This window comes from Thermodiscus maritimus (assembly GCF_055382595.1).
The window spans coordinates 327,779-348,783 of sequence record NZ_AP042434.1 but is presented as its reverse complement, the minus strand read 5'-3'; the positions used below and the strand labels follow the sequence as shown (position 1 = coordinate 348,783).

Genomic DNA, 21,005 nt, shown 5'->3' with positions numbered 1-21,005 from the left:
GGATTAAATGAAATATAAAAACATAATTTTTTCTACTATTATTATTCTCGCCTTTATCTTGTCATCGGCATACCTCCTAGAAAATAGGCCCGGCGCCGCCTCCAGCCCAGAACTATTAATAACCTGCGACAATAAGACTATAGAATTGCCCCTGGAACCCAACACGACCCTAACGTACAGGTGGATACACAGCGTAGAGAAGACCCCCATAATAGAGGTTTACAATGTAACCCCAAAGGGCCTCATACTAATAAGAGCTGTAACCCAATCCTTCGGAGCAGGACACCCCTACTCGGCTGAAGAGTTTAACGGCACATTCCACTTCTCGAAAGACTACATGGTCTACGACATACACTACAATATAGGGGAGAGACTAGAGATCCTGGGAAACCCGAGCTTCAATGGAACAATCCTAGTAAGCCAAGACGGGAGGACAACGACGGTTTGCAGACAATTTATCCATGGAATAATATCTATCAAGAATTGAATTGCTACAAGTATATGATATTAACCCGACCCCCCGCGTATAACCCAATAGATAGTTATGTGATTACATGAGGGGAAGACGGTGGCTAGCACTGGAAAGGAGCAACAGCTGACCCCGTTCTCAGTAGTCCAGATGAGGGCTAGAACCGGAGTCGTGAGATGGTTCGTTTTCAGCCTTGCCCTCTTCATGGCGTTCATAGAAATACTTTACGTTATGAACTTCTATACTACGTTCGCCCAGTTCATAGAAGCCATAGGCTTCCCTCACGCTGCAGCGTGGATAAGGGAGACCCTTCATGTCTCGGGCAGGTCTGTACTAGGGCTAGTGATGGCTTCCATTATTAGCGTGGGCTTCCTCATATTCCCGGTGAGGAGGCCCCCGCTCAAGGCGAGCGAGGAGGAGCTGAGGGAGTACAAGAAGAAGTACGTTGACAGGGTCCCCCTCTACGACTGGATACTAGCCATTATTGCACTGGCGGCATTCATCTATCAAGCCCACCTGGGAGCCTACGTTGAAGCCAACGAGGGAGAGCTCCCACCGGGTAGCGAGAATATAGCTCTAGCATTCGCGATAATAGGGACCCTGCTAGCATTCGAGCTTACACGGAGAGCCGTGGGACCCTGGCTCGCAGGAGTAGTAGCATTCTTCCTAGGATACTACCTCTACTTCTGGAAGGCAAACACGCTGCTGTCAGGCTACAGTATAGGCCTCAAGTGGGCTAAGGACATGTACTACTCCAGCTACGGTCTCTTCAACATACCATTCCAGGTAATGGCAGCCTACGTGTTCGCATTCCTATTCTTCGGGACATTCCTCGAACGGATAGGGATAGGAGAATACATAACCACCCTCATGCTCGGCCTCTTCGGAAACAGGCCTGGAGGCCCAGCGAAGGTTGCAATAGTCTCGAGCGGCTTCATGGGCATGCTCTCCGGGAGTAGCGTGGCAAACGTGTTTACAACAGGCACCTTCACAATACCCCTCATGAAGAGGAGCGGCTTCCCACCGGAAGTAGCCGGAGCAGTGGAGGCAAGCGCCAGTACTGGCGGTCAGATAATGCCCCCGATAATGGGGGCCGCAGCATTCATAATGGCCAGCTACATCGGCCGCCCCTACGGAGACATAGTGATAGCGGCATTCATCCCCGCAACCATATACTTCCTAAGCCTGTACTACTTCGTAGACCTTGAGGCGAAGAGGCTCGGCCTACGAGGACTCTCCAAGGAAGAACTCCCCAACGTTAAGGCCCTCATGGGCAAGATCTACCTCCTCAGCCCAGTCATACTCATAACCCTGCTCCTCGTACTCAGGCTTCCGCCCCAGCACAGCGTAGTAGCGAGCCTCAGCCTAGCACTCCTCTCAGCAGCCTGGGCAATGGAGGGCAAACTCTCCTTCAAGATATCCTACACGATCGCCCTGATCATCATCGGCCTAATAGCTTGGATGGCGGGAATGAACCTGAGGGCAGCCGTATACTTTACGGGCATGTTCTTCCTAATCCTATCAATGCTCTTCATATTCACCAAGAACTACAGGGGCTTCGGACAAGTGATAATAGACAGTATAGAGCAGGCGGTGAGGAACAGCGTACCAGTCTTCATGGCCGCCGCCCTCGCGGGTATAGTGCAGGGGAGCCTAACCCTCACCGGTCTAAGCACGAGGCTCGGAGAGACCCTAGTAAACATCGCCCACAACAACATATACATCCTCCTCATACTCATAGGCCTGCTAAGCATACTAGTGGGAATGGGGGTCCCCACAACAGCCAACTACGTCATAACAAGCCTCCTAGGAGCCGCAGCCATAGTAAAGGCTGCGACAACAATGCTGGGCCTCCCAGTGAAGGCTGCAGTCCTGGGAGCGCACATGTTCGTATTCTACTACGGCATACTAGCAGACCTAACCCCACCAGTAGCGCTCGCAGCATTCGCCGGCGCGACAGTAGCAAGAGCAGACTTCTGGAAGACAGCGGTCAACGCAACCAGGTTCGGCTTCACAAAGTACGTGCTCCCATTCGTATTCGCCGTCAACCCTGCAATGCTAGTCATACCGGTTCTCGAGGGATACATGACTCTAGGAGACTTCGCCTGGAGCATTGTAACCATAACAGCAGTCGTAGTAACGGCGAGCGCAGGCTTCGCGGGCTACTTCGGAGGCCACATAAAGAGTAAGGCATGGAGAATCATACTATCCATAATAGGAATACTAGCCGTGACAGGCAACCCATACCTCGTTGCAACAGCTTATGCACTGGTGATAGCTACCTACATCTACAATAGGAGGATGCAGAGATCTGAGTCTACACAGTAGGACTCGCTAAGTACCAGCCTACAAATATTACACTGTTTCACCCGGGTTTTAAACGACAGCCGCTTCAAGTTATGAGGGGGTAGTAGTGGCTAGACCAACAGCTATAAGGGTTAGAAATACGCTTGGGCGGAGGATCGAAGAGTTCGAGCCATTCAACCCGCCACTAGTCAAAATGTACGTCTGCGGGCCAACACCCTACGACTACACCCACATAGGCCATGCTAGGTCCTTCGTGGCATTCGATGGGATCAAGAGGTATCTCCAGCTCCGCGGCTACGACGTCTACCACATACAAAACATAACAGACATAGATGACAAGATAATCAACAAGAGCAGGGAGACCGGTAAATCCTGGAGAGAGATCGCCTACACGTATACCAGAGACTACCTGGAAGCTCTCAAACAGCTCCGTATAAGGATCGACGTCCACCCAAGAGTCACAGACCACATAAAGGAGATCGTAGAGTTCACCGAAAAACTCATAGAGAAAGGATACGCCTACGTAGCCCCAAGCGGCAGCGTATACTTCGACGTCGACAAGTACCCCGGCTACGGGGAGCTCAGCGGGAGGAAGAACAAGGAGTCATGGACACAGGAGGAAGAATACGCACGGGAGAAGAAGAACCCCTACGACTTCGCATTATGGAAGGCCGCCAAACCTGGAGAACCATACTGGGAGAGCCCCTGGGGCAAGGGTAGGCCGGGCTGGCACATAGAATGCAGTGTAATGAGCATCAAGTATGCTGGGGGAAGGCTAGACATACACGGCGGCGGGATGGACCTCATATTCCCCCACCATGAGAACGAGAGAGCCCAATCGGAGGCATACCTAGGCACGAGCCCCTGGGTCAAGTACTGGCTGCACACAGGCTACCTAACAATCGAGGGGGAGAAGATGAGCAAGAGCCTAGGCAACATCATAGCCCTCAGGGACGCCCTTAGGGAATGGGGTGCAGGGACACTTAGGCTATGGCTCCTAAGCGGCCACTACAGGACCCAGCTAGAGTACAGCGAGCAGAGCCTCAACCAGGCAAGGAGGCTCCTCTCCAGGCTAAGGGATGCAGCGTTCAAGCTCCAGAAGAGGCTGGCGGAGGACGAGCCCATACACTACATTCAGGGCAAGGACCTAGAAGTGATACGGGAGATTGACTCGATCATCCTCGAATGGCATAGGGAGATGAGCAGCGACTTCAACTTGGCGGGAGCATTAAGGCAGGCATGGGAGCTAACCAACCTATACTATAGGGAAATCGAGCACTCTGAGAGCAGGGCTCTCCTCTACAAGGCCTACCAAGCCCTAATCCAGATGAACAAGGTCTACGCGGTGCTAGACGATATACTAGCCCCCGAGGAGGCTGCTAGGCCGGAGGAAGACCTACTAGGAGGCATAATAGACCTGGTAGTAGAGGTGAGGGGGGAGCTTAGGAAAAGGAAGATGTACGACCTCGCAGACACGATCAGGGCTAGGCTGGCAGAGCTGGGAATACAGCTCCTAGACCAGAAGGACAAGACAACGTGGAGGTGGAACAGATGAACTGCCCCCCGCCGGCAAGGGACCCTCGCTACGACAGGCAAATACCCCTAATCGGGGAGGAGGGCCAGGAAAAGCTCTCAAAGGCAACAGTAGCCATAGTAGGCCTAGGAGGCCTCGGTAGCATAACAAGCCAGTACCTAGCAGCGGCCGGGATCGGAGAACTAATAATTATAAACGCAAACACAGTGGAAGAGAACAATCTCAACAGGCAACTACTCTACGATGCGGCCAGCATAGGCCTCCCCAAAGCCCCACTGGCGGCGAGGAGGCTGAAGAGCCTAAACCCATGCATAAGAGTAGAGTGGAGGCAAGCTAGGATAAGCGATGACAACATAGGCGAGCTCATACCCTCAGCCGACCTAATACTAGACTGCCTCGACAACTGGAAGACCAGGCTAGTGCTGGACAGGTACTCGCGGAGGACCGGTATACCCCTCCTCCACGCCGCAGTCGAGGGATACTACGGTCAAGTATACCTATCCGTGCCCGGCAGGACAGCGTGCCTGGAATGCATAGCCCCATCCAACCTCAATGTTAAGAGGAAGATACCCGTCCTAGGGGCCAGCGTAGGCATAGTAGCTAGCCTACAAGCCCTCATAGCAATACGCTACCTGGTAGGAGACTACAGGGATGAAGGGACCCTAATCCTAGTAGATGGGAGGAGGCCCGGGATCGACAAGATCAATATAGACCCGAACGCCTGTAAGTGCACCCGGGCATAGCCTACCAGATCCTAGTCTACTGGGCAGGGTTAATTACTCCTCAAGGCAATACTAGAACATATTCTCTAATGTGATAATCAATGTTTTAAATGAGCAGGAAGGGATAGGCTTTAACCCGGAGGTGAAGTCCTCTCCATGAACAGGCGAGGAGTCTCCTCAAAAGCAATAGCAATAATCATTATAGTGGTAATAATCCTGGCCGGTGCAGGAGCCCTCCTCATGAGGGGAGGCGGCGGAGGAGCGACTAGCCAGGGCACTACCGGAGCAACAAGTACAAGCTCGGCCAAGATCAAGGTTCTGGTCCTCTTTGACGTAGGCGGGAAGGGAGACTTGAGCTTCAACGATATGGCGGTGCTGGGCGCGGAGAAGGCTATGGATGAGCTAGGCGTAGAAGTAGACTATCAGACCCCTGCAAGCGTAGACGCTATGGAGAGCCTGTTAAAGAGCGTCAGCCAGTCTAAGCAGTACGACTTGATCATTGGGATAGGCTTCCTCTGGCTAGACCCGATGGTTAAAGTCGCCCCACAGTTCCCCGACCAGAAATACGCTATTATCGACGCTGCGCCGGAGAACCCGATACCCAATCTCGCAGCCTACGTGTTCAGGGAGCAGGAGGTGGCGAGCCTGGTAGGGGTCCTAGCAGCCGACATGGCCAAGAATATTGGATCGAACTGCGCCGGAGCAGTTGCTGGAATGGATATACCACCACTATGGCGCTTCCACATAGGATACCTCTACGGGATACAATACTACAATCAGCACACAAACAGCAACATAACGCTCAAGTTCATCTACACGGGCGACTTCCAGAACCCTGCGCTTGGAAAGCAGACCGCCCAGCAGATGATAAGCCAGGGCTGTAGGGTCCTATACGGCCTCGCAGGCCTCACCCACATAGGCATGTTCGATGCCGTAAGGGAGGCGAACCAGCAGGGTATACTAGCCCTAGCAATAGGCGAGGACGCAAGCCAGGAATGGTATGATCCAGAGCACATAATACTCAGCGGCCTCAAGAGGGTTGACGTCGCAGTATACGATGCCATAAAGAGCGTTGTAGACGGGAACTTCCAGGGAGGAATACACAGCCTAGGCTTGAAGGAGGGGGCGCTAGGAATCAGCGATGATAATATAATCGAGTACTTCGCAAAGATAGCGGCCGACCAGGGCAAGCTGCCCAAGGACATGACCCCAGAGCAGGTAGTCAAGATAGTCGAGGAGCAGAGGCAGAAGTACATCAGTCAAACCGCCTGGGACCTCGAACACCAGCTTGAAGAGGCGATCAAGAACGGGGAAGTGAAATTCGTCACTCCAACAAGCCACGACCAGTACGAGGAGATAATAAACCAGCTGGAGAAGGGCAACCTGCAGGCGGCGCTGGAGACCAGCGGCTAGCGCTTACTCCCATCCCAATTATTTTCTTATCTACACCAGTCCACCGTTGATAATTGGAGGGTAGTGTTGGGTAAGGAAGCACTCCCTGTAGTGAGCCTGGAGGACATTGTTAAAGTATACCCGGATGGAGTGAAGGCACTGGACGGGGTAACGCTCCGCGTCTACAAGGGAGAGGTCCACGCCCTCCTTGGAGAGAACGGGGCTGGTAAGACGACTCTCATGAGGATACTCTACGGCGAGATAAAGCCCACTCGAGGAAGGATCCTACTAGAGGGGAGGCAGGTCCGCTTCAACACCCCCCTAGACGCTATTAGAAGCGGTATAGCCATGATCTACCAGCATCCTAGAATGGTGCCAACCCTAACCATAAGGGAGAACATAGAGCTATACATGGACAACGCGGGGGTCCCCAGAGGGGAGAGGGAGAAGAGGCTTAAGACGGCCGAGGAGATAACAGGATTCAATATCCCATATGATCTCCAAGTAGAGGATGCGCCGATAGGAGTACTCCAAAGAGCCGAGATAATAAGGAGCATTGCAGCCGGAGGCAGGATCCTCATACTGGACGAGCCGACAACAAATCTAACCCCCTTAGAGGTGGAGGGCCTCTTCAACGCGATACGGAACATGAAGGAGAGGGGCCTTTCAGTAATCTACATAACGCACAGGCTACCCGAAGTCAAAGCCATAGCAGACACAGTGACAGTGCTGAGGAAGGGGCGTGTAGTAGGAGAGGGAATACCAGCTAGAGAGGCGAGCCTAGAAGAACTAGCAAGGCTCATGGTAGGCCAGCTCCCAGAGCCTAAGCCGAAACCCCCGGCCAGAAGGGGACGGCCAGTCATAGAGGTGAGAAACCTAAGGGTGAGAGGGAGGATCAGCCTCGACATTGAAAGCCTCGCTCTATACGAGGGTGAGATTCTGGGGGTAGCAGGCGTTGAAGGGAACGGGCAGGACGAGCTAGTAGCCTCTATCCTAGGCCTCTTGAAGCCGTTAGAGGGGGAGGTCCTCCTCCTAGGGGAACAGGTGAGGGGACCCCGCGACTTCCTAATCCGGGGAGGCGCATACATCCCCGGAGATAGAACGAGGGCTCTAGTCCCATGGATGAGCATAGCTGAGAACCTAGCATTCCTAGTATACGCCCACAAGGGCCCCAGCCTACTAACGCCGGGGAGAATACTATCACTCTACGAGGAGATCAGGAAGCGATACAATGTCGTAGCCCGCTCGCCATGGGCCCAGATATCCACTTTAAGCGGGGGCAACCAGCAAAAACTGCTTGTGGGGAGCCAGCTGAGCCTAAGGCCCAAGGCAATAATAGCAGTGAACCCTACGAGGGGCCTGGACATTGCGACAACCAGCTATGTGAGGAGGCTCCTAGTCGAGCACGCCTTGAAGGGCGCCGGGGTCCTCCTAGTCAGCAGCGACCTGGACGAGATACTAGATGTCAGCGACAGGATAATCGTCCTATATCGGGGGAGGATAGCGGGTATGCTCTCAAGAGAGGAGGCATCCCCGGAGAGGATAGGAGTGCTAATGGGGGGTGGAGGTAGTGGGGGAGCTAGCTAAGAGAATCGCTTACGAGGCGCTCCTAGTAGCAGCCGCCTTCGCGATAGGACTGGTAGCTGTAGTAGCTGTGGCAGTTTACTTCAAAGCCCCCGTCACCGGGATGCTCGAGGCCCTCCTAACATCATGGGCAACGCTCCCAGACATGGTTGCAGAGTATACTGCCGTCCTCGCATTAACTGCGGCAGCCTTCAGCATCCCATTATACGCGGGCCTATTCAATATCGGGGCCGAGGGAAGCCTTTACGCCGGAGCACTTGTAGCCCTCTGGACAGCGCTTGAGACCGGGAGCCTCCCGCTATCCCTCCTAGCAGGAATCGGAGCTGGTATATCGGTATCCCTCCTTGCCGGGGGGTTAAGGGTATACCTGGGGGTAAACGAGGTCCTCAGCACCATAATGCTGAACTGGATCCTATACTGGGTACTCCTCTACACGGTCATAGTATACCTGGTAGACCCCACGACTCCCCAGAGGACTCTACAAGTACCGGTGTCAGCGAGGCTCCCAACAATAAGGGGGATCCCGTCAACAATCATAGTATCAGCCGCCGTGATGATAGCACTCTTCATATATGTCAGGATGACCAGGCAGGGCCTCCTCCTAAGATTCTCAGGCGCCAACGAGGAGGCTAGCAGAGAGAGGGGTGTAAACACGAGATTCTACAGGCTCATATCAATGGTGATAGCTGGACTCCTAGCCGGTCTAGCAGGAGCTATACACGTGCTCGGCTACTCTTACAGCATAGACGTCCTAGGCGGCACGGTAAGGAATTACGGATTCAACGGTATAGGGGTAGCCCTTATGGGCCGAAACGACCCCCTAGGCATATTGGCGGCAAGCTTCATATTCTCCACCCTCCTAGCAGGCAGCCAGCTAGTGGAGCCACTCTATAATGTGCCCAAAGAGGGAGCAGACCTAGCTATAGGAATCATAGTGATCGCCCTCGCCGCGCCTGAAGCGTTCAGGATAATCTACAGGTACATGAAGGGGTGGAAGTGATGCTCGTCCACGACGCCCTAATAACGATGATCATAAGCTTCTCGGCTATGACTCCAATAGCACTCACCGCGGTGGGAGAGGTCATAGCCGAGAGGGCCGGCGTAGTTAATATAGGATTAGAGGGTATACTACTCATATCCGCATGGCTGGGAGCCTACGCCACCATATCAACCCACAGCGTATTGCTAGGATACGCTGCAGGCCTACTAGCAGGCCTCATACTAGGCCTCCTACACGGAATCATAAGCGTTCACCTCAAAGGAGACCAGATAATAGCGGGTGTCGGCTTGAATATGGCTGCAGCCGGCTTAACAGCGGTACTAACAAGGGCCGCTTGGGGCAACTATGGGCAAAGCCCCCCGATAGGAGTGAGACCGCCCGGGATCATCGTGATGGGGGAGAGGGTGAGTATAGCGTTCTTCCTGGCAATAATAGTAGGAGTCCTGGCATGGTATATCCTGGATAAGACTAGGCTCGGCCTAAGGATCAGGGCTGTCGGAGACGATCCAAGAAGCGCGGAGGCGCTCGGGATCAACGTCTACCGTATAAGGATGGCGGCCGCAATAGTCGGGGGGATGCTTGCTGGAGTAGCTGGAGCCTACCTTAGCGTCGACTATATTGGGAGCTTCGTGAAACTGATGAGTGCGGGGAAGGGCTTCATAGCGCTCGCAGACGTAGCCTTCAGCGGCTGGAACCCCCTCTACGCCCTCCTAGGAGCCTTCATATTCGGATACAGCGATGCCCTTGCACGGTACTATACAATAACGAGCAACACTACCGCGGCAGCATACCTGATAAACACTATACCATACCTCGTAACACTGGCGGCGATAACGATTACAGCCAGGAAAGCCGTAGCGCCTAGAGCCCTTGGCAGACCCTATATCAAAGAGTAGCATCCAGCTAAGGCTTAACCAGCACCCTAAACGAATCCCTCTCCAAGCTTCTCTCAAAAGCCTCCCTAACCATGTCTAATGGATAGACTCCGCTAACAGGCACATCGATCCTATCACTCGATAATAAGCTGAGGGCGAGCCTGAAGTCTCTGAAGTCACCGCACCTAGACCCAATCACCTGGGCCTCCTTAACCACCGAGGCCGTCTGAGGGAAAGAAGCGATGCCTCCAGGAGTGCTCTTCAAGTGGATCACGCCCCTGGGCCTCACCAGGTCAACCGCGGTCCTAAGGCCTTCATTCGATCCCGTCGCCTCCACCACCATATCATAGCCTAGGCCCAGGCTGCTCTCCGACCTAGCGATCTCTACCGCCTCACTTGCATCGACGACCCTGAAGCCCGCCGCCCTTATCATCTCAGCCTTCACACTCCCCCGCCTCGAGATCACCAAAACGTTCGCTCCTAGAAGACGGGCTACCTGGGCTGAGAGGTAGGCTATGAACCCTGTTCCCAAGACGGCTACAAGGTCACCGGGCCTGGGAGGATGCATCCGGTACATGTGGAGCACCGCCGCGAGGGGTTCCGCCGCGAACGCCCTCTCATGGGGCATGTTGTGCCTGTGAAGAGCCCAGGCTGGAGCGGTGAAGTACTCCGCCATACCCCCATCAAAGTCTATGCCTAGAGTCTTCTTGTAGGGGCAGTGGGTGTACATGCCAGCCTGGCAGACCTGGCACTTTCTACAGGCGAAGTTAATCTCGCTAACAACCCTGCTCCCTAAAAGCTCCTCGGGCCCCTCAACAACGACACCCGAGACCTCGTGGCCCGGGATAAGGGGCTTCTTGAACAAAGGGTAGCTCCCAGTGTAGAAGGCCTTATCAGTCCCACAGATCCCGGCTACACCAACCTCTACTACCGCCCAGTCGCTGCTGGGCTTAGAGAGTCTAACATCTCCCACGGTCAGATTCCTGGGCCCGTGGAGTATTGCCGCCTTCAATCTCCTCCACCAACCAGTCCTGTGGGATCGTAGGCAAGCATCTGGCCCGAATCCACCAAAATCACGCTGCCAGTAATGTTTCTGGCACGGTCGCTGGCGAGGTAGATGGCGAGTCCAGCCACATCCGCGGGATCAACGAGGTCGCCAGTTAGAGTATAGCGTTTCTTGAACTTCTCCAGGTCGATGTTTAAGGCGCGGAAGAAGCTTAACCCCATATCAGTCTTGGCAAAGCCCACTGCTATGGCATTAACCGTGACACCGGTCCCTCTCAGCTCCTGTGCAATGCTAAGAGTGAAGCCGATCACACCCGCCTTCGCGGCACTATAAGCTGAAAGATAGGCTAGCCCCCGGAGCCCAGCGATGCTTGTTATATTGATGATCCTACCCCACCCCTGCGAGATCATGTATGGAAGAGCCCTCCTCGTACAGTAGAAGACACTGTTAAGGTTAACCCTGATATGCCGCTCCCAGAGTCCATCATCCATAGTCTCGATAGGGCTTAGGAAGCCCCAGCCGGCATTATTAACCAGTATGTCGACTCCACCAAAACTCTCCCTTACACGCTCAAACATCCCATCAACCTGCACTGGATCCGAGACGTCGGCCTTAGCCAGGAGGCCTTCACCCCCAGCCTCCTCCACCAGCCGGAGCGTTTCCCTCGCCTCACCATCACGCTTCCTATAGTTGATCACAACCCTGTACCCAAGCCTAGCGAACTCTACCGCGATAGCCCTGCCAATACCCCTACTAGCACCCGTAACCAGCACGGTCTTCCCTTTAATCACTCATCCCCCAGACTCTTCTCCATCTCCCTGACCTCTTCCATACCCTCCTCCATCAACTTCTCCAGGGAGGGGTCACACTTCCTGAGGAGGTAGAAGAACTCGCCAAAATGCTCCTTCTCCTCGTTAGCGACATCAATGAAGACTTTCTTAACAAGGGGATCCTCGACCTTCTCAGCCAGCTGCATGTAGAAGCTTACAGCATCCAATTCCGCAATAATAGCCATCCGGAGAGCTTCGCAGACCCTCTCCCCTTTAAGAGAGCCAGGAATATCTACAGGATTCTTTCCAAACACAGCGTGCACCCCAAGCCTTCGTGTGGGAGTTTTGCTGCTCCACCTAAAATATTAGGAGTAACTGTTATGCTCCCGGGTACCCTATTACTGGAGAGGCCGCGTTGATAAATGCCTCTTCGAGGCTGCTGGCACGGTATTCTCTTAGGGCATCCTCCACAGTACCGGAGAATATAGTTCTGCCCCTAACAATGAATGCAATATGATCTGCTATGGTCTCGGCTTCCAGCATGTTGTGCGTCGTAAGGATAACCGTCTTACCCCGTTCGACTAGGCTTCTTATCCACTTTCTTATCCGGTATGATGAGAATACGTCTAAGCCGCTGGTCGGCTCGTCTAGTACCGCCAGGTCTGGGTCGTGCATTAGGGAGGTGGCGAGGAGGAGGCGCCTCTTCATCCCCCTACTATACTCCCCAGCCTTCATCCTCAGTTGCTCGTGGGTGAGCCCGGAGAGCTCCACTCCACGCTCGAAATACTCTTTCTCTCTACTCTTGTCTCCGCGCGAGTAGAGCTTGGCGTAGAAGAGTATGTTCTCATACCCCGTGAGCCTCTCGTAGGGGGCGGCGTCCTCGGGCAGGTATCCTATCCTCTCCACAATCCTCCTCCACCCCCTTCCGCGGGGCTCTGCCCCAAGCACCTCTACCCGGCCGGAACTCGGCTTGTAGAGGCCAAGCATAACCCTCACAGTCGTGGTCTTACCGCTGCCATTAGGTCCTGCTAGGATGAATAGGCTCCCCTTAGGGACCCTCAGGTTTATACTCTCCAGTATTACCTTTCCATTAACCCTTTTATAGACACTCTCTAGTATGACCGCGTAGCTCATGAACCAGGCCCCTATCCCGCTTCTTGTCGATTCTTGTCCAAGGGAAAAAACAGTAGTGTTCATGGTGGTAACTGGATTTAACCCTGTACCAGGTAATCGATCAATAATGCGCGAGCAGTCTCCAGCCGCAAGGCTATACATAGAGGGGCCTAGAAGGTGATGCTCGAAGAGTTCATCGCCAAGTACGGTGAGAGAGGCTACCTGGTGCTAAAAGCTATACTGGAGGCTGCGAGGAGGGCTAAGAAGCCCTTCAGCCTAGGAGACTTTAACTTCAAGGATGTAAAAGCAGTGCTCAAATCCATGGGGGTAGACTATAACCCGGCCCCACTCCTCTCCAAGCTAGAGAAAGAGTATGGCGTAATAGAGACCAGCTACAAGTCGAGCAGCCAGCGCTGGTGGAGGATCGTAGACAGGAGGACTCTAGAATCCATTGTAAGGGAGTGGGAAGGTAGGCCCGAACCCGACCCCGAGGATCCACGGCTTAGGATGCTCAGGATACAATTCTACTCCCTGCAACCATACGAGATCCTAGACCTCCTCACTAGGCTGTCTAAGAGGAGAAGACTGAATTCGGCTGAGAAAGCTAGGCTCCGCAGGATAGCCTTCGAGGATCTACCCCTAATAGTGGATTTCATTGAGAGGGCTCAGAGCGATTATCCAGACGAGCTATCCCAGGAGATAGCTGTCGCCGAATCTATACTCGACTTGTTCGAGGAGCTCGTAGGCCCAGCTTCCAGATCGGGCGAGAGATACAGTGGGGGGCTAGAGCACCCCCTTAGAAGCCGCGAGAGAGAGCCTATCTAGCATCGCCTTGAAAGCCATGGAGAGCACCCTCCTATTATCATAGTCCTCCACTAGCCTCGACAGCTCATCCCTACTCCTCCCCCTAAGCTCCCTGACAAATTCAACAATATTCCTAGTCGCCCTTATCGCCTCGTCAACTATCGTTACAGTGGCTTTCTGGGCAGTCCTGCTGAACGGGTTAAGGTCTATAGCTGCAACCCTCTTACCCCAAGACACGAGCGCCTCAGTCCTATCACCGTCCTCAATTGCCAAGAGGACGAAGTCTGCAGAGGCTATCCCATCCCGGCAGACTATTCCCCTCTTACTCTCCAGGCCAGGGACCCTCGTCTTCTCACAGTCTGGGGGCAGTATGTTCTCAACGCCGTGGTCTAGGAGGAACTCGTATATCCTCCTAACCCTCTCCTCGGTTCTGTGGAAGAGGTTCACCTCAACCGGGGCCCCCGTCTCCCTGGATAACGCCTCGATCTCCTCGGGGGCTAGGGCAGCATAATTGCCGTTAACGGAGATAACTGGCTTCTTGGAGAGTAGGAATAAGGCTGCAGTGACACGCTCGGCTTGGAGAGCGAAGTCGTGGCTCCTCTCACCCAATATGTAGTCGAACGCCTCCCCCCTACCGTGCGCTATTAGACCCTGCGGCACAACCAGGCCCAGCTTAAACCCTTCTACAAGCTTCTCCCTCTTGAGGAGGGAATGGTATCTTGGGTGGCTCTTGGGGATGTCATTGCCCGTCAAGATCAGGTCCACCAGAGCCTAGGCGGTCCCATGGAGGGTTCTAAAACTCTTGGCTCAAACCCCTTCTCCCGGAGATCCTCCACGGCGTCGGCGAGCCACTCCCTCTCTAACAATAGGATAACGACCCTCTTCTTTCCATAGACGCCGGCGAGGCCCCTCAGGCTTGGCAGCTCCCTCCCTCCCAGGGCCGCCTTAAGCATGCCGGACTCTTTCGAGAACCTGGTTGACTCGTGTAGGAACTCCTCCACCGTGAAGTTATCGATTATGCGCTTAAGCGCGCTCCTCGCCAGCTCGTAGACCCTTTCCCCCAGGCTTGCAAGCATATCCCTGGTGTTCATGAAGCCCGTCTCCAATGATAGGATGCTGAGGGTGCCGGGAAGCTGGAGGCACTCTGTCTCGCCTAGTCCGGGGGCTCCAGCACTCTTCCTCAAGACCACTCCGACCCCGCAGGATATGGCTAGTACATCACCCAGCCCAGTACCCTCGAAGAGATCGGCTAGGTGGGCGGTCCTAAGCGACTCCCAGTAGCCCCTCCCAGCGACCCTACCCACTACCAGGCTGGAGGCTACCGCTACAGCAGCGCTGACGGCATAGCCTGCCGAGTGTGGAAGGGGAGCCTTTACGTCCACGCCCTGAGGGGAGGAGAGCCCCATGAGCCTAACTACCCGTGAGGCTATCCTGCTCTCTCCTCCGGTGCTTGTTGAGCATGCAGTGAGGCGAGGCTCTACTGCGAGCCCTACGCCTATTGAGCCTGTTCTAAGAGGGTCCCTGCTCCTTACGGGGTAGAATATGCTTGTTATATGGTGGGGGGAGTCTGCGCACCATGCACTCATTCTCATACCCTTGCCTCCCTTACAATGCTGAGTGGCGGTGTTGGTGGAGGGACCCTCTTGTGCTCGGATTTCTTGTGGAGCTCCATTATCCTGTCAACTACCTTCTTAGGGACGCCCGTGGCTTCTGGGACCTCATCCACCGGTATGCCGAGGTCGAATATCGAGTATAGTACAACGTCTACTTCCTCGTACCTCACGCCGAGCTCTCCCTCAGCCATTTGACCCGGCCATAGCCTGGGGCTGCTTGGCTTAAACGCTATCTTCTCGGGAACACCAAGGTGGACGGCGAGCCTCCGGACCTGATTCTTATACAGTATGCCTATTGGCAGGAGATCTACACCGCCATCACCGTATTTGGTGAAGTAGCCTATCAGGATCTCGCTCCTATCCCCTGTTCCGAGGACGAGCCTGTTCATCTTGTTGGCGTAGTAGTATAGGAGGCTCATCCTTATCCTCGCCTTCAGGTTGCCTAATGGAGCCCTGTCTTCATCGCCACCCCTATATATGGGTAGGGCAGACTTATACACCTCGACTATGGGGGTTATGTTTATGATGTGATGCTCTACTCCAGCCATCTCTGCGAGGGACTTGGCGTCCTCCAAGTCCTCGGGGGGCGTTGCCTCCGAGTCCGGCATTATGAGGGCATGCACCCTCTCCTTCCCAACAGCCTTTACAGCGAGCATGAATGCAGTCGCTGAATCGACTCCTCCACTAAGCCCTACAACATACCCGGAGGCCCCGGTTCTCTCAAGCTCTTCTCGGAGGAAGGATGTTATCCCGTCAGCGATCTTCCCATAATCGAGTCTTACAACATCCTCAAGCGTTACTCTAGCCATGAATCATCACTCGACCTTCAACGCTATATCGAGTATTGTTCTAGCTAGCACCTCTTTATCAATCTTGCCGATGAAGTCTTTATGAAGCCGTCCATCAGAAGAGCGCCAGATTAGTAGAGCCATGAGGTCCTTGGAGGAGAACCCAACCCCTTCGCGTCCAACCACGTTAGCGACAACTATGCTAGCTCCATACTTCTCCATCTTCTCTAAAGCCGCCTTTTCCAGATCCTCCCGGCTCTCACTGGTTTCCGCGGCGAAGGCTGCTAGGACCCTGACCCTGCCAGCGAGGCCTCCTATAACCTTGGGGGTGGGCTCCAGCTCTAGTTTGAGATCCCTTATTCCACTCCTAATCTTCTCCCCCATCCTTCTAGCGGGCCTGTAGTCGGCAGGGGCCGCTGCTGCAACGAGAATATCGATCCTCTCTTCATCGACTATGCGGGAGACGGTCTCCGCCATCTCTTCAGTCGTGTCAACACTGTATAGTTTTACCATGTGAGGCACCACGTGCCTCGTACTCCCATGGACAAGGTAGACCTCCGCACCGCGAGCCCACGCTTCAACGGCGACCTCTATCCCCATACGGCCACTGCTGGGATTGCTTATGAACCTGGCGGGGTCGATCCACTCCCTCGTGGCCCCTGCGGTTACAAGGATCCTTCTACCTGCAAGATCCCGGCCTCTAGCTGTTAGGGCCGCAGCAGTCCTAGCGACAGTCCACACGTCAGGGTACTTGGCCACCCCCTCCTCGATCCTAGGAGGCAGAACAACTGCCCCCATGGACTCGAGCCTCTCAACTATCTCCGGGTAAACGGGTGAATCCATCATGCTCTTGTGCATCGCTGGTACAATCAGTACGGGCTTCCCTTCACCCAGCACGGATACAGCAGCTAGGGCGACGCTGTTATCCACTATACCATAAGCTATTTTAGCCATGGTGGAGAGGGTCGCGGGGGCAACGATCATCGAGTCACAGTCCTTAGAGTAGAGGATGTGTTCAACCCTCCCAGTATAGTCTACTAGAGCCTCCTCTCCCGTAGCCCAGTGGAATAACATGGGGGCTACCAGTTGGGCGGCTGGCCTGGTTAGAACAGGCTTAACCCTAGCACCCCTCCTAATCAACCACCTCGCAACGTCAACAGACCTATAGGCGGAGACGCTACCAGTTACCCCGAGAAGTATGCATCTACCAGCTAGGTAGTCGTTGACGCTCGCCTCAATCGCCTTTGACGGATGCTCTCCTGGAAGCCTCCCAGTCATACCATGCACTCCCCACGTTCCAGTACTCTCTGATATTACCCCTACCCATAAATCTAGTATCATGGTGGAGACCGGCTTGGAGACGGTAGAGGCGAGGAGCGGGGTCTCCTTCAGGATTAGAAGAGCTACCAAGGAAGACATACCATCAGTTATGGCCGTTAACCTAAGGAGCCTTCCCGAGAATTACTGGTACGGATTCTACGAGTATATACTCATGAATTGGCCCGAGTCCTTCCTCGTGGCAGAGGTTGATAATACGATAGTAGGCTATGCTATGTCTAGGGTTGAAGACACCGGAGACCCCCTGTTGCTCGGGCTATTCGACGAGAACACGCTACCAATCTACAATAGGTGGCTAGAGCCGCGCAAGGCTGGCCACCTGGTATCCATTGCAGTACTGAAAGAGTATAGGGGGAGGGGTATAGGTTCCGCTCTTCTCTCGGAGACAATAAATGTTATGAAGAACATCTACAAGGTGGAGTCTCTCTTCCTAGAGGTCAGGGTATCGAATACCCCGGCTATAAGATTATATAAGAAATACGGGTTTAAGGTGGTTAGAAGGATACCCCACTACTACCGCGACGGGGAAGACGCCTACGTGATGGTTGTTAGGCTAGCGGGGAAGCCTACCAGGTGATCCCAAGCTTCCCCTTATACTCCCTATAAAGCGCCTCTACCCTCTCAATCCAATCCTCGAGCCTGCCTGGAGTCTCTGGGTAGTTTAGGTAGAGCTCCTTAGCCTTCTTCATGTACCTAGAGACGGTTACCAACTCCTGCAGCATGCTCGGCCTTCCGAGGAGCTTGAAGAGCGTCTTCACCTTGTCTAACACGCTGAAGTTCGCCTTCAACTCGCCAGTAACGCTGGTATCATATGCGTCTTCAGCCTTCATTATACCGTTCTTGAGCCCCCACTCGATCTCCTCGTTGCTCAGCTCCTGGAGGTATATCCTAAATATGTCGAGGCTCGCCTGCTTAGCCCCGATACCCCTCATGTATCCAAGGTTGAGCTTCCACAGCGGGCCGTACCTCGTGAAGTCGTTAGCCTGGAAAGCCTCGATTATAGCCTTAGAGGCATGGTAGGCCGCGTTCATGGCATAACCCATACCACCGCCGTGTACGGGGTTGACGGTGTAGCCGTTGTCACCTATCCCCACGAAGTTGTCCCAAACGAGCGTGTTGGCAGGCCTCCTGGTCGGGACTGCCGCCCCCGCGTCTGCGTAGACTTCAACCTGGCTGCCGACGTCCCTCCTCTTCATGAGGATCTCATCATAGATCTTCTTGGGGTGCGGATAGCCCCTACCACCCTGAACTCCCAGTCCAATGTTCGCCACGCTAGAGCTCTTGGGGAAGAGCCACCAGTACCCGCCAGGTGCTATCTCCTGGTTGACGTAGATCCTTATGTAGTTGGGGTCTTCTATCTCCTCTTCCAGCTTCACGATCCTTCTATACGCTATGTTCATGTCAACGGGCTTGAGGGGCTCGTTGACGGGCCACTCTTTCGGTAGTCTCCTCCTCAAAACGCCGCTGGTGCCCGTAGCGTCTACGATCACCTTGGCCTTAAAGAGGATCTCCTCGTCCCCGCGGACAGCTTTAACGCCAACAAGCTTCCCATCCTCTAGCACAGGGTTTCTAACGTAGGTCTCCAGGTAGATGTCTACACCAGCCTTCTCAGCCTCGCTGACGAGCATTCTACCGTAGGCGTTCCTGTTAATCATGAATCCCTTTCCCTTAACCCTTAGCCTAACCTCCTCGCTCGGACTATAGAGGTCTATGCCCTCGACATTGTTCGCTAGTGCCTCTCCAGAGGGCAAAGGCATGCCGGTCTCGTGGAAGTGGTGCTCTCCTATAGCGTCCCCGCATGGCTTCCCCCAAATACCGTTAATGTCAACCAGGTCCACGCCCGCAATCCTCAGCCCCGACTTCCTAAGCTGGTACGCCAGCGAGGAGCCAGCAGGACCCAGACCGACTATGACAACATCGTAGTCAAACTGTTTAGCCACACGCACTCACCAAGCCGTTGTCCCGAACCAGTATAGCAGTCCCAAATAAATCTAAATTCAGACTCTCCCGGCGTACGGGTAGAATTGGAATAATGCTATAGTCGCGTGTCGCTTCCTCTAAACATTATTAGCCCTAAATGTTACGGGTTAGTTTAAGCGGGTGATTGATGAAATGAGCTGGTTTAGCAGGAGAAAAAGGAGGAATTACTTCGATATAGAGGATATATTCGAAGACGTATTCGAGGAGTTCAAGAGAATGGAGGAGATGTTCAGGGACCTGATCAGGGAGAGCTTCGCAAGGAACCTGGAGAAGATCGGTAGCGAAGGGAAGCCCCTCGTCTACGGTGTAAGGATAACCATAGGACCCGATGGAGTCCCTAGGATAGAGGAGTTTGGTAACGTTAAGATAACGAAGACCGGCAAGCCCCTCCTAAAGGAGGAGATGGAGCCACTTGTAGACGTGATGGAGGTGGACGATGAGGTATGGGTGATCGCCGAGCTACCTGGAGTCGACAAGGAGAAGATAAAGGTTAGGGCAACTGAGAACAAGGTCATTATCAGGGCTGAGAATGATCGTAAGTACTACAAGGAAGTCGAGCTACCCGCTGAGGTTGACCCAGACACTGCTAAGGCTTCCTATAGGAACGGCGTATTAGAGATAAAGATCAAGAAGAAGAAGGCCAAGAAGGAAGAGGAGGGCAAAGAGGTAAAGATAGAGTAGCCCTCAACCACTTAAACCACGAGACCCCTAAACGGGCGAATACATCCACTCCGGCTTTTTACTCTCGCAGAACTCGTCTAGAGGCTCCTCGACAACGCCCTCTCCAGCGACGCGGCTGGTCCCCTCATAGTCACAGATTACTAGGGTGAACTCCTCTTTCCCATCAATAGCCCTCGTAATCCACTCCCTATTCTCTCGGCACCCAGGCTCCTCCCACCTACCCCTGCAGGCGGCCTCTAAGGCCTGCATAAAGCGGTGGAGAACCCCCTCTACAGTAGTTATGAACCCCTGGCTCGCGGGGCCAGGTATCATCTCGTAACCCTTCTCTAGTATCGCGAGGTAGGCGTAAGCAGACTTGACTAGAAGGTATCTCAGCTCCTTCTCCCCCCTAACACGGACTACTATCTTCTTCGGCTCCGTCGCTTCCGCTAGCCTTACATCCCTATAGGTGTAGCCGCAGTTCATGCACTTCCCAGACGATATTATTATCTTCCCGAAGTATGGGACATCGTATAAGTACTCTTTCAGGTCAAGACTCTTCCTACCGCATGCAGGGCAAGTCACGACTCCACGATACAATAGTATTGGTTGCCTCTCGCCAGCAGGCATCTCGCCCGAGTCGATCCATGGCTCGCCACTCATCAAACCACCCTTGGAATTTAAATTCAATGGCCGACTCTTAAGCTTGAATAGCTTTTATTCCGCTAATACCATAAGCAATAGCAGGATAGTTCTATGGTGACTATGGGATGGCAGGTAATATAATGAGGGAGGACTACCCACTGTCGATGGTCTCGAATGGTTTATCCAAGAATAGAACCATAACTGCGAAGGTGAGCGAGAAGGATCTCGAGAGGATCAATAGGATAGTTGACATGCTTGGGGTTACAAAGAGCATGTTCATTAGAGAGGCCGTAATGGCTGTAGTCGAGTACTTTGAGGAGGCGGGCTGTACGTCCTCCTCTAGGGAAGATGTGCAGTCCTCGTTTAAGGATAGGTTGTGGAGGCTCTGTAAGAAGTAGGGGGCGT

The 21,005-nt window shown here is 53.9% G+C and carries 22 protein-coding genes; 12 read left to right on the top strand and 10 right to left on the bottom strand.

What is annotated here, in order from left to right:
* Positions 1–7 precede the first annotated feature (7 nt).
* From ACZ47H_RS01860 to ACZ47H_RS01825, 8 genes are all read left to right on the top strand, one after another.
* Positions 8–487, top strand: coding sequence for a DUF1850 domain-containing protein (locus tag ACZ47H_RS01860; RefSeq protein WP_464933521.1), 480 nt, complete (start codon positions 8–10; stop codon positions 485–487).
* A gap of 81 nt (positions 488–568) precedes the next feature.
* Positions 569–2,797, top strand: coding sequence for a TRAP transporter permease (locus tag ACZ47H_RS01855; protein ID WP_464933520.1), 2,229 nt, complete (start codon positions 569–571; stop codon positions 2,795–2,797).
* A gap of 85 nt (positions 2,798–2,882) precedes the next feature.
* Entirely contained in the window at positions 2,883–4,331 is a 1,449-nt protein-coding gene (gene cysS / locus ACZ47H_RS01850) for a cysteine--tRNA ligase (protein WP_464933519.1), read from the top strand.
* On the top strand, positions 4,328–5,053 hold the full coding sequence (locus ACZ47H_RS01845) for a HesA/MoeB/ThiF family protein (protein ID WP_464933518.1): 726 nt from the start codon (positions 4,328–4,330) through the stop codon (positions 5,051–5,053). The genes cysS and ACZ47H_RS01845 overlap by 4 nt, the downstream gene beginning before the upstream one ends.
* Positions 5,054–5,272: 219 nt before the next feature.
* A complete protein-coding gene (locus ACZ47H_RS01840; protein WP_464933916.1) occupies positions 5,273–6,445 on the top strand; it encodes a BMP family lipoprotein in 1,173 nt (390 codons plus the stop codon).
* Between the two features lie 66 nt (positions 6,446–6,511).
* Positions 6,512–8,011, top strand: coding sequence for an ABC transporter ATP-binding protein (locus ACZ47H_RS01835; protein WP_464933517.1), 1,500 nt, complete (start codon positions 6,512–6,514; stop codon positions 8,009–8,011).
* Positions 7,995–9,008, top strand: a complete 1,014-nt coding sequence (locus tag ACZ47H_RS01830) for an ABC transporter permease (protein ID WP_464933516.1) — start codon at positions 7,995–7,997, stop codon at positions 9,006–9,008. Before ACZ47H_RS01835 ends, ACZ47H_RS01830 begins: the two co-directional genes overlap by 17 nt.
* Positions 9,008–9,904 carry an ABC transporter permease gene (locus tag ACZ47H_RS01825; protein WP_464933515.1) on the top strand — a complete coding sequence of 299 codons (897 nt, stop codon included), beginning with the start codon at positions 9,008–9,010 and terminating at the stop codon, positions 9,902–9,904. The genes ACZ47H_RS01830 and ACZ47H_RS01825 overlap by 1 nt, the downstream gene beginning before the upstream one ends.
* A 7-nt stretch (positions 9,905–9,911) precedes the next feature.
* Here the strand turns inward: ACZ47H_RS01825 and ACZ47H_RS01820 are convergent, their stop codons facing one another.
* From ACZ47H_RS01820 to ACZ47H_RS01805, 4 genes are all read right to left on the bottom strand, one after another.
* A complete protein-coding gene (locus ACZ47H_RS01820) occupies positions 9,912–10,895 on the bottom strand; it encodes an MDR/zinc-dependent alcohol dehydrogenase-like family protein (RefSeq protein WP_464933514.1) in 984 nt (327 codons plus the stop codon).
* Positions 10,892–11,680 (bottom strand): SDR family NAD(P)-dependent oxidoreductase, encoded by a 789-nt coding sequence (locus tag ACZ47H_RS01815; protein WP_464933513.1) that lies wholly within the window; start codon positions 11,678–11,680, stop codon positions 10,892–10,894. Before ACZ47H_RS01815 ends, ACZ47H_RS01820 begins: the two co-directional genes overlap by 4 nt.
* Positions 11,677–11,973: a ferritin family protein gene (locus ACZ47H_RS01810; RefSeq protein WP_464933512.1), complete on the bottom strand. Its 297-nt coding sequence runs from the start codon at positions 11,971–11,973 to the stop codon at positions 11,677–11,679. Before ACZ47H_RS01810 ends, ACZ47H_RS01815 begins: the two co-directional genes overlap by 4 nt.
* A gap of 64 nt (positions 11,974–12,037) precedes the next feature.
* Positions 12,038–12,793 carry an ABC transporter ATP-binding protein gene (locus ACZ47H_RS01805; RefSeq protein ID WP_464933511.1) on the bottom strand — a complete coding sequence of 252 codons (756 nt, stop codon included), beginning with the start codon at positions 12,791–12,793 and terminating at the stop codon, positions 12,038–12,040.
* Between the two features lie 156 nt (positions 12,794–12,949).
* On the opposite strand from ACZ47H_RS01805, the gene ACZ47H_RS01800 reads away from it, so the two are divergent.
* On the top strand, positions 12,950–13,597 hold the full coding sequence (locus ACZ47H_RS01800) for a hypothetical protein (RefSeq protein ID WP_464933510.1): 648 nt from the start codon (positions 12,950–12,952) through the stop codon (positions 13,595–13,597).
* Here the strand turns inward: ACZ47H_RS01800 and ACZ47H_RS01795 are convergent.
* Genes ACZ47H_RS01795 through coaBC form a run of 4 tightly spaced genes read right to left on the bottom strand, consistent with a single transcriptional unit; the run spans position 13,556 to position 17,255 of the window.
* Positions 13,556–14,329, bottom strand: a complete 774-nt coding sequence (locus ACZ47H_RS01795; RefSeq protein WP_464933509.1) for a phosphopantothenate/pantothenate synthetase — start codon at positions 14,327–14,329, stop codon at positions 13,556–13,558. The genes ACZ47H_RS01800 and ACZ47H_RS01795 overlap by 42 nt on opposite strands.
* A gap of 2 nt (positions 14,330–14,331) precedes the next feature.
* Positions 14,332–15,162, bottom strand: coding sequence for a hypothetical protein (locus ACZ47H_RS01790; protein WP_464933508.1), 831 nt, complete (start codon positions 15,160–15,162; stop codon positions 14,332–14,334).
* Between the two features lie 2 nt (positions 15,163–15,164).
* Entirely contained in the window at positions 15,165–15,998 is an 834-nt protein-coding gene (locus tag ACZ47H_RS01785; RefSeq protein WP_464933507.1) for an NAD+ synthase, read from the bottom strand.
* Between the two features lie 6 nt (positions 15,999–16,004).
* A complete protein-coding gene (gene coaBC, locus ACZ47H_RS01780; protein ID WP_464933506.1) occupies positions 16,005–17,255 on the bottom strand; it encodes a bifunctional phosphopantothenoylcysteine decarboxylase/phosphopantothenate--cysteine ligase CoaBC in 1,251 nt (416 codons plus the stop codon).
* Positions 17,256–17,331: 76 nt separating this feature from the next.
* Between coaBC and rimI the strand changes: the two genes are divergently transcribed.
* Positions 17,332–17,892, top strand: a complete 561-nt coding sequence (gene rimI / locus ACZ47H_RS01775) for a ribosomal protein S18-alanine N-acetyltransferase (RefSeq protein WP_464933505.1) — start codon at positions 17,332–17,334, stop codon at positions 17,890–17,892.
* Here the strand turns inward: rimI and ACZ47H_RS01770 are convergent.
* Entirely contained in the window at positions 17,882–19,255 is a 1,374-nt protein-coding gene (locus ACZ47H_RS01770; RefSeq protein ID WP_464933504.1) for a digeranylgeranylglycerophospholipid reductase, read from the bottom strand. The two genes, rimI and ACZ47H_RS01770, sit on opposite strands and share 11 nt — an antisense overlap.
* Positions 19,256–19,427: 172 nt before the next feature.
* Here ACZ47H_RS01770 and hsp20 point away from each other — a divergent pair, with 172 nt between their 5' ends.
* Positions 19,428–19,976: an archaeal heat shock protein Hsp20 gene (gene hsp20, locus ACZ47H_RS01765; RefSeq protein ID WP_464933503.1), complete on the top strand. Its 549-nt coding sequence runs from the start codon at positions 19,428–19,430 to the stop codon at positions 19,974–19,976.
* 27 nt (positions 19,977–20,003) lie between these two features.
* Here the strand turns inward: hsp20 and ACZ47H_RS01760 are convergent, their stop codons facing one another.
* Positions 20,004–20,618 (bottom strand): ZPR1 zinc finger domain-containing protein, encoded by a 615-nt coding sequence (locus ACZ47H_RS01760; RefSeq protein ID WP_464933502.1) that lies wholly within the window; start codon positions 20,616–20,618, stop codon positions 20,004–20,006.
* A gap of 107 nt (positions 20,619–20,725) precedes the next feature.
* On the opposite strand from ACZ47H_RS01760, the gene ACZ47H_RS01755 reads away from it, so the two are divergent.
* Positions 20,726–20,998 carry a ribbon-helix-helix domain-containing protein gene (locus tag ACZ47H_RS01755; protein ID WP_464933501.1) on the top strand — a complete coding sequence of 91 codons (273 nt, stop codon included), beginning with the start codon at positions 20,726–20,728 and terminating at the stop codon, positions 20,996–20,998.
* Positions 20,999–21,005: the final 7 nt, after the last annotated feature.